Origin of the sequence: Actinomyces oris, assembly GCF_006546825.1 — a bacterium.
GTDB classification, from domain to species: Bacteria; Actinomycetota; Actinomycetes; order Actinomycetales; family Actinomycetaceae; genus Actinomyces; species Actinomyces oris.
Genome location: NZ_VICC01000004.1, coordinates 104,277 through 118,601, shown reverse-complemented (window position 1 = coordinate 118,601; position 14,325 = coordinate 104,277). Strand labels below are relative to the sequence as shown.

The window sequence follows — 14,325 nt, the reverse complement described above, 5'->3', positions numbered from 1 at the left end:
TTGGGACCGCGGGCACGCCGGCGCGTGTCGCTGGCAGCGTGCGCGTCGGTGCGTGAGGTGCCGGCGTACGCGGCTCAACGGCGCGGGGCGTCTGTGAATCGACGCGCGCCGGGGCCGGGGCACCAGCCAGGTCGGGCGGCGCCCGGACCAGGGAGCCATCCTGCCCGAGATCCCGCAATGTGTCACTACGGGCGACTATTCACTGTGCAGGCATTCGATGCGGCGACCCGCGAAACGCTGTGACCAGCGGTTTTACGGCACGCCCGAGAAACAGCGGCCGCAGAACCAGCGGAAAAGTCGCCATTCGTGACACCTGAGGGCCCCTCAGAAGACTCCCAGGGCGAGTGCGAGGAGGCTGATCGTGGCCATCGCGACGACGGACAGGATCGTCTCCATCAGCGACCAGGTCTTGAAGGTCTGCCCCACAGTCATCCCGAAGTACTCCTTGACCAGCCAGAAGCCGGCGTCGTTGACGTGAGAGAGGAAGACGGAGCCGGCACCGATCGCGAGGACGAGGAGGGCGACGCCGGTCTGCGGCATGTGGCTGGCCAGCGGAGCCATGATCCCGGCCGCGGTGATGGTGGCCACCGTCGCCGATCCGGTGGCTAGGCGCACGGCGACGGCGACGAGCCATCCGGCTAGGAGGGCGGGCACGGCCGCCTGCTGGATCCATGCGGCGATGATGCCGGCGATCCCTGAGTCGACGAGGGTCTGCTTGAACCCTCCTCCAGCCCCGACGATGAGCAGGATCCCGGCAATGGGCCCGAGCGAGGCCCCGACCCGTCCGCTGACGTCGTCGGCACCCAGGCCCAGACGGGTCCCGAAGAGGTACATGGCGACCAGGACCGTCATCAGCAAGGCGACGATCGGCTTGCCCACGAACAGGGCCGCGTGGACTGCCGGATTGTCGCTGTCCTCAGGGACGAGGGTCTCGACGATGGTGCGCAGAAGCATGAGTCCCACGGGCAGCAGGACCACCATGATCGACGTCGCGAAGGAGGGACGCGGCCCGTCGTGCTCCTGGTCCGAGGCTCCCAGAGGCTCGGGGGCCTCAATCGGCACCCACCTGGCCATGAAGCGAGCCGCAACGGGCCCGGAGATGATGACCGTGGGCACGGCGACCAGGAGCCCCAGTCCGAGGGTGAGCCCCAGGTCGGCCTTGACGGCGTTGATGGCGATGAGCGGTCCGGGGTGCGGCGGCACGAGGCCGTGGAGCGCGGACAGACCGGCCAGGGCGGGCACGCCCAGCAGGATGAGGGACTGACGGGCCCGCCGGGCGACGATCATGACCACGGGGATGAGCAGAACGATGCCGACCTCGAAGAACAGCGGGATGCCGACGACGAAGGCGATGAACGCCATCGCCCAGGGAAGGCGGGGGCCGGGAGTGCGGTCCAAGACGGTGTCGACGATCTGGTCGGCACCACCGGAGTCGATGAGGAGACGGCCGATGATCGCCCCGAAGGCGATGAGGGTGCCCACGTCGCCGATGGTGGAGCCCATTCCCTTGGTGAAGGCGGTGAAGGTATCGGTCAGCGGGATGCCTGCGACGATGGCCAGGACCGCCGAGCCCAGAGTCAGCGCGAGGAAGGGATGCATCTTGCGCCAGACGATGAGCACGATGATCGAGGCGATGCCGAGCAGTGCGGCCGCGATGAGCTGGGCGTGATTGTCCGTGTGACTCACGGTGTCCGCGGCCGGCAACGCAACTGGTTGAGCTGCAAGAGTGAACGTCATTGTTGTCTCCGTTGTCAGTGGGAGGAGGTGGGGTGAGGACGGGGTGAACGTGAGCTGGGCTCAGCGGGCCAGGGGGGCTGCGCACCGCGCGCTCCGGCTGGTTGGCATGGACGCCGGCGATCCTCAGCGAGGAACAGTGCTCACACGGCGTTGGACGAGGCCCGTTCAAGTGCGGCGAGGATCGCCTCGAAGGTCTCCTCCGGCGTGGCCTGCGAGACCACGGTGACCCCGTCCTCGTCGTCGGACAGGGGCTCGAGGGCGGCGAACTGGGAGGGCAGCAGGCTCGGGGGCATGAAGTGTCCCTCACGATGAGCCATGCGCTCCTGGAGCTCATCGGCCTGGGCAAGCAGATGAATGAAGAAGACTCGCCCCTGCGCGCCGGAGAGCAGGTCGCGATAGGAGCGCTTGAGCGCGGAACAGGTGACGATCGTCTTGACGCCGTCTGCGGCGCGCTCGCTCATCCAGTCGCGCATGGACTCCAGCCAGGGCCAGCGGTCCTCGTCGGTCAGGGCGACGCCGCGGCTCATCTTGTCGATGTTGACCTTGGGGTGGAAGTCGTCGGCCTCGGCGACAGGCCACCCCAGTGCGTTGTGAAGGTTGAGCGCGGCCGTGGTCTTGCCGCAGCCGGACACTCCCATGAGGACGAGGTGCTCAACGGATCGGCTCATATCTGCTCCTTGATGACGCCGTTGTCGTGAACTGATACGACGAATCTACCTCAAACGTAGTACTTTTAAAAGGGTCGGATAGCATCTCCCACAGACATCTCGCACCACCCTCCGGGAGCACATCCATGTCCCCCACCAACCGACGTCGCGACGTCCTCGACTCCCTCGGGCGCGCCATCGTGACCGGGGAGATGACTCCGGGCCAGAGCCTGACGCTGGAGGCGATCCAGTCCCGCTACGGCGTCTCCCGAACCCTGGCGCGCGACTGCGTCCACGCCCTGGAGTCCGTCGGCGTTGTCACCTCACGACGTCGGGTGGGCATTGTGGTCCTACCACGCGAGCACTGGTCAGCTCTGGCGCCTCAGCTCGTGCGCTGGCAGCTCGAGGCCGATCCGCGCGGCCCCACACTCGGAGCCCTAACCGAGCTGCGCGCCGCCATCGAGCCGGTCGCCGCCGCGGCGGCCGCCCGCCGAGCCACCGAGGAACAGCGCTCCGGCCTGCTGGCACTGGCTGCCACGATCCGCACCAAGGGAACCACCGGAAACGTCGCCTCCTATCTCGACGACGACATCGCCTTCCACCGGCTCATCCTGGAAGCCAGCCACAACGACACCTTCAAGGCACTGACCGAGGTCGTCGCGGAGGTGCTCTCCGGACGGGCCAGACTCACCGGCCAGGTACAGGTGCCTCAGCCAGAGGCGCTCGAGCTCCACGAGCGAGTTGCCGGCGCGATCGCGACCGGGGATGCCACAGCGGCGGAGTCCTCCATGCGGGATCTTGTCGCCGAGGTGCGCGGCGCCCTGCTCGAACGCGGCCTGCGCGGCTTCCTCGAGGCCTGACCCCCGCCAGCGCACACCCACATCGGCCGATTTGTCACTACGGGCGACTATTCACTGTGCAGGCACTCGATGCGGCGCCCCACCAACGCTGTGACCAGCGGTTTTATGGCACGCCCGAGAAACAGCGGCCGCAGAACCAGCGGAAAAGTCGCCATTCGTGACACCTGAGGGCCCAATCCGGCCCCGACGGCCACGTCATTCAGTCACGTGATGAGGCGGGCTACCTGCCCAAGCGGCGCTCCCGGCTGGCGAAGTCGCGCAGCGCCCGCAGGAAGTCCACGCGCCGGAAGGCCGGCCAGTTGACCTCGCAGAAGTAGTACTCGGAGTGCACCGACTGCCACAGCAGGAACCCGGAGAGCCGCTGCTCGCCCGAGGTGCGGATGACCAGGTCGGGGTCGGGCTGACCCTTGGTGTAGAGGTGCTCAGTGATGTCCTCCTCGCTGAGAGAGGCGGCCACCTCCTCCAGGCTCGCCCCGGCGGCGGCCCGCTCGCGCAGCAACTCGCGCACAGCATCGGCGATCTCCTGCCGTCCCCCGTAGCCGACGGCGATGTTGACCTGCATGCGCCGGTCCCCGGCCTCGGCAACCTTGGCAGCCTCGCCCGCCGGCCCGTCCGACCCAGAGGCCTCCGCGCTTGACGGCCGGGAGCGGACGACGGCGGCGCGCAGGCGCTCGGCCAGTGGCTCGGGCAGGAGGTCGACGGCGCCCACGAGGCGCAGGCTCCAGCGGCCGGTCTCGGCGAGCTCGTCGACGGCGTGGGCGATGATGTCCAGCAGGGGCGAGAGCTCGGCCGGGTCGCGGGCGAGGTTGTCGGTGCTCAGCAGCCACAGGGTGACGACCTGAACCCCCATCTGCTCGGCCCACCCGAGGAACTCCTCGATCTTGTCCGCGCCGCGCTTGTGCCCCTGGGCGGCGCCAAAGCCCATGGACTTGGCCCAGCGCCGGTTGCCATCGAGGATGACACCCACGTGGTGGGGCACCGTGGCCGGGTCGATGCGCGCAGCCAGCCGGCGCTCGTAGATGTCGTAGAGGAGGTTGTCGCCTGCCATGCCGTGTTCCTCGGGGCTCCTCGGTGGGGTTATTGGGGACGGGGCCCGACGGCGCGGGGCCACCTCCAACGCTATCGTGCGAGACCCCTCCCGCGCTGGACGAGCCGGCTCACAGCCGAGCCAAATCCGCCCATCAGGTTCACTCAGGGTTGCCGAGGCACAACGGAGGTGTGCCAGGCGGCCGGGCCGCACCGACCCTGGCCACGGCGGCCGCGGAAGCTGCCGACGCACTCCACCATGCCTGCCGCGTCACATCGCCTCCCGGATCGCTACCACCACAACCTACGCTCACGTAACCTACGGAGTCGTAAGGTTCAGCATCGACCCGTTCCCACCCCACACCACCCAGAAGGACGCTCACGCCCATGTCACCGACATCGCCCTCGACGTCGCAGGCCCCGAGCCGCTCTGCGTCCATGAGCGCCAAGGGCGTCATTGCCTCCGTCAAGCCCAGGCTGCGCGGATGGATCCACGCCGGTACCGCACCGCTGGCCCTGGCGGCCTGCATCGTGCTGACGGTGCTGGCGCCGGGAGCGGGCCTGAAGTGGGCCTGCGCCGTCTACCTGACGTGCTCGCTGCTGCTGTTCGCCAACTCCGGCGTCTACCACATCGGCACCGGACACTGGCCCGCGAAGGTCGCGGCCACGCTGCGGCGGATCGACCACGCGAACATCTATCTGCTCATCGCCGGCACCTACACGCCCCTGTCGGCGGCACTGCTACCGACGCGCACGGCCACCCTGGTCCTGGGGATCGTGTGGGCGGGGGCCGCGATCGGCACGGCCACGAACCTACTGTGGATGCACGCCCCGCGCTGGTTCACCACCGCCCTCTACATCATCCTGGGCTGGGTGGCGATCTGGTTCCTGCCACAGTTCTGGCGGGCGGGTGGCCCCGCGATCGTGTGGCTGCTGGTGGCCGGCGGCGTGACCTACACGCTGGGCGCCGTGGTCTATGCCCGCAAGACTCCCGACCCCTCGCCGCGCTGGTTCGGCTTCCACGAGATCTTCCACGTGTGCACCGTGGCCGCGTGGGCCTGCCAGTGCGTGGCCTGCTTCCTGGCGGTTCTGCGCTAACGGGGACGGCCGGCCGGGCCGACCGAGAGGCGGTCACCGAGGCTGCTGGGCCCGGCGGGCGGCCCGCCACGCCGTCGAGCCGGCTGCTATGTCCACCTCTCTCCCCCAACCCCTGCGACGACGTCGATCAGGCGGGCCGGCAAGGATTCTCCAGCCTCGCCGCCCGACCCCAGCCCCGGAATACTCCAGTATCTTTCGCCAACCGCACAGCATTCCCTCAGGCTGCGGCGTAGACTCGCGCTTCAAACCCGGTCGGCCCTGCGAGGAGCCACCGGGTGTCGTCGTCGCCAGGCAACCCAACCGGCTGCCGAGCGACCAACACCAGTCATCCAAGGAGGACCCATGTCCGAGCAGTCACAGGGCACCTGGCTCACCCAGGAGGCCTACGACCGGCTGGCCGCCGAACTCGAGCACCGCAAGACGACCGAGCGCAAGGAGATCGCCCAGCGCGTGGAGGCGGCCCGCCAGGAGGGTGACCTGCGGGAGAACGCCGGCTACCACGCTGCCCGCGAGGAGGCGGGGCTCAACGAGGCGCGCATCATCCAACTCGAGGAGACCCTGGAGAACGCCCAGATCGGCGAGGCGGCCGACGACGGCTCGGTCTCGGCCGGCACCATCGTCACCGCGAAGGTGGCCGGTAAGGAACAGGTCTTCGCCCTGGGCGGCCAGGAGATCACCGAGGACGTGCCCGACGGCGTCAAGGTCTTCTCCCCCGACGCCCCGCTGGGGCAGGCCCTCATGGGGCACCGCGCGGGCGACACCGTCTCCTATGAGGCCCCCAACGGCCGGAAGATCCAGGCCGAGATCGTCAAGGTCGAGCGGGTCTGACCCCCTTTTCCGCTCCCCTTTCCACCGAGCCGGGCATTCTTCGCGCAGCCCCACCGAATTTCCGTTGGGCGCCGCGAGAAATGCCCGGCTCGACGTCTCCCCCGGCTGCTCCTCGCGGTCAGTGAAGCGCGGGTGGGAATAGGGGCCGGGCGCAGTACCGTGTCCTCATGTTCAACGCCCTTCGTCACTCGCTCAGCGGATCGGCGCCGGCCGGCCGCGAGACGCCGGTCCTGCCCAACCCCGGAGAGCACCCAGTGCTGGGGACTGCCCTGGACGGGCCGTGGCCCGAGGGCAGTCAGGTCATCTACCTGGCGGCCGGCTGCTTCTGGGGGGTGGAGCGGATCCTGTGGCGCCAGGACGGCGTCGTCTCGACGTCAGTGGGCTACATGGGCGGTCAGACGCCCAACCCCACCTACCAGGAGGTGTGCACCGGGGCGACCGGTCACGCCGAGACGGTGCGCGTCGTCTATGACCCGGCCGTGTGCGGCGAGGGCGGGGAGACCCTGCTGCGGACTTTCTGGGAGAACCACGACTCCACGCACCTGAACCGCCACGGCAACGACGTCGGCACCCAGTACCGCTCGGCGGTGTGGACGACGACGCCGGCCCAGCGCGAGGCGGCTGTGCGGATCCGCGAGGCCTTCCAGGGCGAGCTGACGCGCCTGGGCCTGGGAACCTGCGTCACCACCATCGAGGATGCCGCGGACGCGCCGGCTCAGTTCGGCGGCCCCTACTACCTGGCCGAGGACTACCACCAGGCCTACCTGCACAAGAACCCCAGCGGCTACTGCAACCACGGACCCAACGGGGTGACCTGCCCGGTCGGCCTCACGGACCTTCCCGCACAGACCGACATCCTGGCCCCCGACGACGCCCCGGCCTGAAACGGATCCACCCGGCGCCCGCAGCGCTGAGACCGCGGTTAGCCGCCAGCACCTGCGGCCTCCTCGCAGCACCGTCAGGCCCGGCCGTACTCATGCGCTGATCGGTGTGCCCGACCTCGGGGGGCGGTTACGCGGACCGCACGGAGAAGGTGACGTCCCACAGGGGTGAGTTCTCGAGCTTGCCCCGCTCAGCAGTGGCATACAGCGTCCAGCCGCTGGTCTCAGTGTCACCGAGCCAGAGCCCCAGAGCACTCAGCGGCAGATCCGATCCGTCCGAAGCTGGGACAGAGGTATCCCAGGTGATGACGTAGGCCTCCTTCATGTGAGGCCATGTCTCCTTCGTTCGGAACACATTGGTCCGACGCTCAGAGACCAGGAGCACCTCCTGCGCATGGGTCTCATCGACGATGGAACGCCCGAAGGACTCCACACGCCGAACTCTGACGCGCGGGATGCCGTCATGCGCTCCAGGCATGAGGATCTCCGTGGCCGGATTGCCCTCGGAGTTGCTCACCTCGCTGACGGTGGCGTCAGCAGGGGCCGTGAGCGTCAGACCGTGAACCTCAACCGGGTCACCCGACGGAGACGTCGGCTGCACGTTGCGCGGCTGCGTATCGGGCACGACCGGGATATCTGACACCGGCCGCCACGTGGATGTTTCACCAGGGCTGGGAGAAGGCCTTACTGACGACGCCGCCCCAGCGGCTTGACCGCCGCGCCCCGAGCAGCCTGCGAGGCATGAAACCAAGCCAGCAGCACCCAACGGGATCAGAACCGCCCTACGAGGCAGTATTAACGACATCAGCAGCCCTCCCAGCGATTCCACTTTCCGCCAGAGTAGTACTGCCCATTGGAGAACTCAATGGTCTCATCAACGTACCCTAACCCTGCACTGGCTACCGCCTCGTACTCAAAAGTCGCCCTTGCCCCATACTTTGAGGATCTCTTCGATACGTCTTGCCGAGTCAGCACCCCTCGATCCACCGCAGCATTAACGAAGGTGGCTGTAGCCTGATTAAGCTCTTGAAGCGAGTCCTTACCGGAGTTGAATCCGGGAACTTTGGCAGCAGCTAGAAAGTTGCGAGTCATTTGAGATACTTCCTTGGAACTCAGATCAACCGAGGCCGTCCACACCTGCCCAGACTCAAGCGGGGCCGGGTTATCGACCCCCAACGGCGTTGTTGCACCAATTTGGGCATCATAAGAGCCGGTAACAGACACATTCAAAACCTTATCTGGGTCATTATTATCGGCCGTCACAGCAACAACTATCTCCCCAGATGCCTCACCTTCTCCCCCAGCACCCGCAGCACCGGCACGACCAGATGCCTGCGCATTCACCTTATAGTACGTAGTAACCGTGCCTTTTTCGAGATTTACCTTACCCCCGATAGCAACAGCCGCGCCAATCTCTGCTTTAGCACCCGCAATACCCTCGGTGGCAGCAGCCTCTGCACTTCCTTCTGCACCAACCTGATAGTATATTTCTTTTGGTTTTGGGGGTTCATAGTGAGTGGCGCCATCGATCATCCCGTTTACCCACCCACCAAAAATGCCAGTGGAACGGTCAACCACCTTCTTTCTAAGAAGATAGTTCTTCAGGCCATCCTTTGCTTGCTCAGAGTCGACTTCATAGGTCACCCCGCGCTCTTCGGCAAGTTTAGCAGCAGCTTCCGCAGAGGCGCGAGACCCATAGGTCTGATTATCAACCGTAAACTCGACACCGCCACCATATCCGGCACTGACTCCAACCTTGTCCCCACGCTTGTCGGTTACCCTGTAGTGCCCATTGGACAGTTTTTCCGTAACAATACCCTCATTGACCTCAACGTCAACTACCACACCAAGGCCGGCATTGAAATTTTGAGAATGTTGATGGGTGGTACAAGGATCAGTCGGCTTATGCTTATCCTCTTCGGCTTTATTATCAGTGCCACCGCACTGCATCTCCCCAGCCCCAATGGCTTCACTGATCTTGGAGAGAATGCTGCATGAGATGTCGCGTCCATGACTTGGAGCAACAGCAATCACCCCACCAATGATGACCGCCACGACGATAGCCATTCCTGCAAACTCAACGAGTGCTGCGCCGCGTTCACGACCTCTCCGGAATCCACAATCACGAACACCCCGCTTTAACCACAAGAGAAACACAGTCTTCCCCACCTTCACCATTCACTCCAGAACATCAGGATTCAACAATCCAACACAACAGCCAGAGAATCGAGCTCTCCGTCGCGCCACACCACTTCCTGCAATCAGAAATAGTCATCCCGACGCAGCAGGAGAGCGTATACCAAGGATGCAACAACCGATGCGACGATCGCAAAACTGATAACCACGAGAACCGACAACCAACCCCGCATCGCATATGTGGGAACAATGTTGACGGCACTGACTACGGCCGCCGGAACCACAGAATGCACGACAAGCATGGCTACCGATCGAAGGCGCCGCCTCACGATAAACATCGCCAGAAGACTGGCAACAAAAGAGGAGAGTCCATTCATCCAGGCAACAGTTCCAACGACAGACTGCGCGGACTCAAGGGCGCCAAGCGTCAACTCAGGAATGGACAGCATCACCAAGAATGCCACGATCAGCAACACCACTTGAAGCGCGGTTCCAACGACGAGCAATAGCGGCGACCATGCCATCTTGTCGCGGTATGGCACATCACGACCCAAACCAGCCATCGTTCTCGACCTTTCTCGCTGCGCACCCATGCACGCACACAACAACCAACGCCCGACCTCAGGACGGTCGGGACATAGCTCGCGCTTCATGCTCGGTAAACCACCGTAGTTCCACGGCGTTTTGCAGCAACAGGGCCGTCCGCCCCCATTCCGCCCCTACCAACAAGGGCGGGAACTTCACGGCAATGTCCGTGGTAATGCGCAATGTACATCTCCACTTCGATTCGCCGCCGAGCCAGCAGACTTTCCTCCCGGTTCGGACTCCACCCACATCACTAGCAGCAACAACACCGTCCACCGGAGCACCCCAGTGCCGCTCCCACTACCCCGCGGGCCACTCCAGCCTTTGAAGTGTCAATCACCAGCGTTCTCACACGTTGCCTTGAGATGCTGTCCTCCGGCCGCCGGCCAGCACTCCCAGCTGCGAGCGCCCGCGACTTCCTGACCTGTTTCCCTGCGCACCACAGGAGGCTCAACCCCTATGAGCAGCCAGCAGACTCGCACCCCGTCGGACCGGTCTCCGGCGGGGGCGGAGCCGGAGATCCACTGGTCTGAGGACACAGACTTCCAGTGGCGCGCCGCAACCGAGCTGCTCATCGCCATGGGGGTTCCGCGCTCCACCGCCCGCCTCACCGGCGACCTGCGCTCCTCTATCGCGCACCTGGAGGAGGTCGACGCGCACCTGCCCCGCGATGGCAAGCCCCTCCCGGAAGCGGACCGCCTCACCCGAAACAACGCCGTCGACGACGTCGCCCGCGCCATCCTGCCGCTGGCGCACGCCACCCTGGAGCGGATCCGGGCCGAGGAGCTGCGCACCGAGGTCGTCGGCGTCGACTACGACGCCCTGTGCGACGCCGTTAAGCAGCTCGAGGCCACCTACCGCGCCGGCTGGTGGCGCGCGGCCGAGAGAGAGGGCGCCGACTTCTTCCTGCGCGAAGTCGAGGCCCTCAACCGTCTCAACGTTCCGGCGGTGCGTGCCAACTGGCGTGACGCCGGCAAGATCGCGGGCATCCTGCGCAAGATGCCAGTCTCGACGCTGCGGCGCGTGGCTCGCACGAGCAACCCCATGGTGCTGCGGCTCATGGTGCTGTTCAATCTCCAGGCCGGCTACCGCGACGGCAGCTTCGACAAGACCATCTCCATCCCCCGTCTCATCCACACCCGCACCAGCGAGTACCGCGCCGAGTACCGGGCCGGCTCTGCCGCCTAGCGCGAGCCGCGCAGCCGAGCAGCCCCCGCCGACCCACTCACTTCGACCGAATCTTCAGAATTGACGCGGCTCCGGGTCGATTCTGAAGATTCGGTCGAAGTGTGTGAGGGAGTAGGAGGGAGGAGGGGCTCACCAGCGTCGGCCAGTGGGCCTGACCCCGGCAGCGGCCAGTCGTCGCAGCATCTGCGCCCCGGCATCGCCCCAGGCCTGCGCCCATGTCCAGCGGGCCACCGTCAGGCCTGAGGCCCGCAGCGCGTCCTCCCGGAGCTTCTCACGCCATACGACATCCTCCGGGTGCTGCCCGAAGGAGGCCGACCGGTACTTGACCCGACCGTCGAACTCCCCGGCCACCCCATGATCCGGCCAGTAGAAGTCCAGGATGTAGAGCTCCGACCCGACCCGCACACTCACCTGCAGCTCCGGCCTGGGAAGCCGGTGCTCCCACATGCGCACGCGGGACATCGACTCGCCCGGCGACTCGGAGCGGCCGTCGGCCAGGCGCACGGCCTGCCGCGCACGAGGGCCGCCACCTGCCGTCTCGGGCAGACGCTCCAGCGCCTCTTGCAGTCCCTCCGCGGAGCACAACCCGTTGTTCAGGGCCGCATCCATGGCGGCGACTCCCGCCATGAGGCCGTTCCACCGAGCCAGGTCAATGAGCGCGTCCGGCAGTGCGACGGCGAGATGCCCGCCCACTCTGACGACCTCAGTGCCGGGGCGACGCACGTGGCGCCTCAGCAAGGAGGTCCGTACCCGGCCAGGGTGCCCGTCCACGACCTCCACCCGGCGCAGGACCGTCCCCACCAGTGGCAGCCCGTAGGCGGCGACGGCGGAGGCGCCCGCCAGCATCAGGTCCTCGCCGTACTTCCGGTGCGCCGCCTCGAGCAGCAGCTCGTAGCGCTCCATCCACGCGGCCTCCTGCCAGGCCGCGCGGGGCGCGTAGACGCCGGCGGCGACGCGCAGCCAGTCGTGGCTGAGGTCCGGGCGCGCGCACGCGGCGCCGTCGAGACCGGTCTCGTTCCACATCAGCGGGCGCAGGGTCCCGCCGTCGGACAGGGGCGGGGAGGAGATCGCGGTAGTCATGCCCCCATGCTGCCCACAACGCCCCAGCACTCACTCAGCGCGCCCACCGTCCTGTGGAAACAGTGGGCCGACGGCGCCGTTGTGGAGACCGGGATCGCCGATCACTTCGACCGAATCTTCAGAAACGACGCGGCTCCGGGTCGATTTTGAAGTTTTGGTCGAAGTGTGTGGGCGGGAGACCAGCTCGAGCTTGCGGTAACGGCTGACGGCCGCGGCGACGTCGACCATGCGGGGGCGCACGAGGAAGGCGGGCCGCTCGCGCTCGTCGGTCAGGGCGTCCAGGCCCTCGTCGTCGAGCAGGGCCTCGAGGTCGTCCAGGCACTCGCGCAGCGGGGATACCCCGTCGAAGCGTTGCTCCAGCAGGGCGCGCAGGGCGTAGGCGATGGCCTCGGCCTGCCCCGGATCGGTGACGCCGCCGACGTCGGAGATGTCGATGTCCTCCCGGTCAAGGACCAGGGTGGAGGTGCCGTGGGCGCGGGTGCGCACCGGCCCCCGGCGGGTGCGCGGCGGGGCGGGCTCGGGGACGCGCTGGCGCGGCTCGGCGAAGTCCTCCAGGCCGGTCAGGGGCCGGGGCTGGCCGGCGACGACCCGGCGGGCCTGCTCGGTGACGTCGCGCAGGTGGTAGGCGTCCATGAGCAGGACCCGGTCGGCCACGTCCAGGTAGTCCCCGGAGCCGCCCATGACCATGACCGTGGAGACGCCCCTCCTGCGGAACAACGCGGTGATGCGGTCCACCAGAGGCGTGATGGGCTCGCGCTCGGCGGCCACGAGCTCGCGCATGCGCGAGTCGCGGATGAGCAGGTTCGTGGCGGAGGTGTCCTCGTCCAGCAGCAGCGTCGTGGCACCGGCCTCGACGGCCTCGATGATGGAGGCGGCCTGGGAGGTGGATCCCGAGGCGTTGCGGGTGGTGAAGGAAGCGGTATCGCGCCCGGCCGGCAGGTGGGAGATGAAGGGGGTCAGGTCGACGCCCGTCACGGCGCGCCCGTCGGCGGCCCGCACCTTGACGGCGTCGGGGACCGTGGCGACGAGCTCGCGCCCGTCCCCGGGCACGTGCGGGTAGACACCTCGCTCAATGGCGCTCAGCAGCGTGGACTTGCCGTGGTAGCCGCCTCCGACGATGACGTTGACGCCCGCCTCGACGACGGTGCCGCGCACCGTCCCGGCGTGCGGGAGCTCCACCGTGGCGGCCATGGACTCGGGGGCCTGGAGGGGAACGCCGCCGTCCAGGAGATCGTCGCTCACCCCGGAGCGGCGCGGCAGCACGGAGCCGTCGGCGAGAAAGGCCACCCAGCCGTTGCGGGCCACCGTCGCGGTCAGGGCCCGGTGGTCCTCAAGAGTGGCGACGTGGCGCACGAGCCGGTCGCCCCGCTCGCCGGTGAGGTCCATGACCTCCTCCAGCTCGCGCACGAGGTCGCGCCCCACGATCCGGGAGGCCTCATGGCCCTGGATGGAGCGGCCCTGGGCGGGCAGGGCCAGGCGGGCGCGGACCTCCAGCACCCAACCGGTCCCCTCCTTCTCCTCGTCGGGGCGCAGGATGATGCTGGAGCGCTGCAGGATCTCCTGGCCCGGGGAGGCAATGGACAGCGCCGTGCCACGGAAGCCCGCGTGCAGCTCGCGGGTGAGGAAGTCGCCCACGGCCAGGCGGCGGTCTGCGTCGGCCAGCAGGTCGGCCTCGTCGAGCAGCTCCAGGCCGTGCAGATCGGTGGGCACGTCCACATGGATGCGCGTGGGCGGGGCGTAGGGGTCGGACTGGACGCGGTCAATGTGCAGGAACCAGCCGGCGGGCGCCCGGTAGCGTCCGACGATCGCCTTGTAGGCGGCGTAGGAGCGTCCGTCGAGGGCGTGGAGGTGGCCGACGAGGTCCGCCAGGAGACCGTCGCGGGGCTCGTCGTCGTAGACGCGGCGCGAGCGGCCTCGCTCGCCGACCCGGTAGCCGCGGTCACCACCGGAACCTCCCCGGTAGCCGCGGTCACCGCCGCGGCCGCTGCCGGAGCCTCCCCGGTAGCCTCGGTCTCCTCCGCGGCCGCCTCCCGAGCTACCTCGGTAGCCGCGGTAGCCTCGGTCGCCACCGCCGGAGCCTCCCCGGTACCCGCGCTCGCCGTATCCGCCCCTGTCGTCCCGGCGGGAACCGTCTCGCTCGCTGCGCTCAGTCATGGGGGAAACCCTACCCACCCACCGAAGCAGGTCCCGGCACCCCCGGCAGGAACGACGTCGCCGCCGGGGCACCCGCAGGTGCCGCCGACGGCGACGCGATGGACT

13 protein-coding genes are annotated in these 14,325 nt (G+C 67.5%); 5 read left to right on the top strand and 8 right to left on the bottom strand.

What is annotated here, in order from left to right:
- Positions 1–324: 324 nt before the first annotated feature.
- Both FK267_RS04750 and FK267_RS04745 read right to left on the bottom strand, forming a co-directional pair.
- Positions 325–1,737: a GntP family permease gene (locus FK267_RS04750; RefSeq protein WP_141406466.1), complete on the bottom strand. Its 1,413-nt coding sequence runs from the start codon at positions 1,735–1,737 to the stop codon at positions 325–327.
- A 140-nt stretch (positions 1,738–1,877) separates the two neighbouring features.
- A complete protein-coding gene (locus tag FK267_RS04745; protein ID WP_141406465.1) occupies positions 1,878–2,405 on the bottom strand; it encodes a gluconokinase in 528 nt (175 codons plus the stop codon).
- A gap of 125 nt (positions 2,406–2,530) precedes the next feature.
- On the opposite strand from FK267_RS04745, the gene FK267_RS04740 reads away from it, so the two are divergent.
- Positions 2,531–3,244, top strand: a complete 714-nt coding sequence (locus FK267_RS04740; RefSeq protein ID WP_141406464.1) for a FadR/GntR family transcriptional regulator — start codon at positions 2,531–2,533, stop codon at positions 3,242–3,244.
- Between the two features lie 220 nt (positions 3,245–3,464).
- Here the strand turns inward: FK267_RS04740 and FK267_RS04735 are convergent, their stop codons facing one another.
- Positions 3,465–4,292: an undecaprenyl diphosphate synthase family protein gene (locus FK267_RS04735; RefSeq protein WP_141406463.1), complete on the bottom strand. Its 828-nt coding sequence runs from the start codon at positions 4,290–4,292 to the stop codon at positions 3,465–3,467.
- Between the two features lie 365 nt (positions 4,293–4,657).
- On the opposite strand from FK267_RS04735, the gene trhA reads away from it, so the two are divergent.
- The 3 genes from trhA to msrA all read left to right on the top strand — a co-directional run bounded on the left by trhA (position 4,658) and on the right by msrA (position 7,080).
- Positions 4,658–5,368 (top strand): PAQR family membrane homeostasis protein TrhA, encoded by a 711-nt coding sequence (gene trhA / locus FK267_RS04730; protein ID WP_141406462.1) that lies wholly within the window; start codon positions 4,658–4,660, stop codon positions 5,366–5,368.
- A 342-nt stretch (positions 5,369–5,710) separates the two neighbouring features.
- Positions 5,711–6,196 (top strand): GreA/GreB family elongation factor, encoded by a 486-nt coding sequence (locus tag FK267_RS04725; RefSeq protein WP_003787454.1) that lies wholly within the window; start codon positions 5,711–5,713, stop codon positions 6,194–6,196.
- A 167-nt stretch (positions 6,197–6,363) separates the two neighbouring features.
- Positions 6,364–7,080, top strand: a complete 717-nt coding sequence (msrA, locus tag FK267_RS04720) for a peptide-methionine (S)-S-oxide reductase MsrA (protein ID WP_141406461.1) — start codon at positions 6,364–6,366, stop codon at positions 7,078–7,080.
- A gap of 127 nt (positions 7,081–7,207) precedes the next feature.
- On the opposite strand, the gene FK267_RS04715 is transcribed toward msrA, so the two are convergent.
- The 3 genes from FK267_RS04715 to FK267_RS04705 all read right to left on the bottom strand — a co-directional run bounded on the left by FK267_RS04715 (position 7,208) and on the right by FK267_RS04705 (position 9,776).
- Positions 7,208–7,594, bottom strand: a complete 387-nt coding sequence (locus tag FK267_RS04715; protein ID WP_170198592.1) for a hypothetical protein — start codon at positions 7,592–7,594, stop codon at positions 7,208–7,210.
- Positions 7,595–7,881: 287 nt separating this feature from the next.
- A complete protein-coding gene (locus FK267_RS04710) occupies positions 7,882–9,144 on the bottom strand; it encodes a hypothetical protein (RefSeq protein ID WP_141406459.1) in 1,263 nt (420 codons plus the stop codon).
- Positions 9,145–9,338: 194 nt separating this feature from the next.
- On the bottom strand, positions 9,339–9,776 hold the full coding sequence (locus FK267_RS04705; protein WP_070513944.1) for a hypothetical protein: 438 nt from the start codon (positions 9,774–9,776) through the stop codon (positions 9,339–9,341).
- Positions 9,777–10,257: 481 nt separating this feature from the next.
- On the opposite strand from FK267_RS04705, the gene FK267_RS04700 reads away from it, so the two are divergent.
- Entirely contained in the window at positions 10,258–10,986 is a 729-nt protein-coding gene (locus tag FK267_RS04700) for a hypothetical protein (RefSeq protein ID WP_141406458.1), read from the top strand.
- A gap of 129 nt (positions 10,987–11,115) precedes the next feature.
- On the opposite strand, the gene FK267_RS04695 is transcribed toward FK267_RS04700, so the two are convergent.
- Complete coding sequence (locus tag FK267_RS04695; RefSeq protein ID WP_141406457.1) at positions 11,116–12,066, bottom strand: PDDEXK family nuclease; 951 nt, start codon at positions 12,064–12,066, stop codon at positions 11,116–11,118.
- A 30-nt stretch (positions 12,067–12,096) separates the two neighbouring features.
- Complete coding sequence (locus FK267_RS04690; protein ID WP_232622509.1) at positions 12,097–14,220, bottom strand: ABC-ATPase domain-containing protein; 2,124 nt, start codon at positions 14,218–14,220, stop codon at positions 12,097–12,099.
- Positions 14,221–14,325 lie beyond the last annotated feature (105 nt).